1 protein-coding gene is annotated in these 994 nt (G+C 49.1%); it reads right to left on the bottom strand.

Annotated features, from left to right (window positions below; translation table 11 throughout):
* The coding region (locus OB13_RS20030) for a DUF3667 domain-containing protein (RefSeq protein WP_461491957.1) at window positions 1–921 on the bottom strand (921 nt) is incomplete at its 3' end.
* Window positions 922–994: the final 73 nt, after the last annotated feature.

Genomic DNA, 994 nt, shown 5'->3' with positions numbered 1-994 from the left:
GAAGGTGCCGAACATGAATAAAGCTAAGGTAAGTAAATAAGTGAAGCCAATGGGCACCAGGTATAGCAGGGTGCGCGGGTACGACTGCCGGTAAACGCGGTGAAGGGCCAGAAACAAGTAAAGCACCATGAGGACAATTACAATTCCTTCAAACTCGAGGGCAGGAAGCGCTGCTTTAACCAGAAAAGCAAGTATAAGCAGGATGAAGTAAAAGGTGTGCAGGTGGATGGAGAACATCAGGTGTTCTACGTAATTGCGACCCTGCTTCCAGTAGAATAAGTAGAGCAGCAGTGCAAAAAACGGCATCAGCAGGAACATCATAAAAGAAATATTCTTGAGCAACTTTTGCGTAGCCTCTTCATCGTTGCTGGCAAACTTGCTAAACTTTTCCTCTACCATGGCAAAACGCTTGTCTCCTTCCAACTCAACCTGGAGATCTTTCAGTTCTTCTGATCCTGCTGCCATGTCCTGCAGTTTCTTCAGCTTAACAGAGTCGGCTATTGCTGCCACGGAGTCGGCGAGGTTGGCGTTAAGGGTAATGCCGGGCAATGCAGGTTGGGCACCCGTATTGCCCTTCTCTGAAGCATCAAAGTGCACGATGTTCTCGGATGTAAGTGCCAGCACAAAGAAGAAGACCAAACTCACAAACACGTACAGCCGGAACGGAGGCACATACGAAGCACGCTGGCCCACAATGAACTTCTCTGTCAGGAGGCCGGGCTTGAGGATGAGGTATTTCAAGGTATGCCATACCTTGGTGTCGAAGTGGAGGGTGCCCTCAAAGAATTCGGCCACCAGGTGCTTGACCGGTACGTTGAGGTCGTGGTTTTCCTGGCCGCAGTTCGGGCAGTAGTTGTTCACCTCTTCGAAGGTATAGCCACAGTTCGGGCATTGCGTAAACTTCCTTCTTTTCTGTGCCATAGCCGTATGGTGGAAGAAGCCGTGCCTTCCTCTCTCAAATATAGAGTTCCTGATATAATAATGCTATCATTCC

The organism is Pontibacter sp. HJ8, assembly GCF_054824225.1.
The sequence above is the reverse complement of the archived record's forward strand: the minus strand, read 5'-3'. Positions and strand labels throughout refer to the sequence as shown.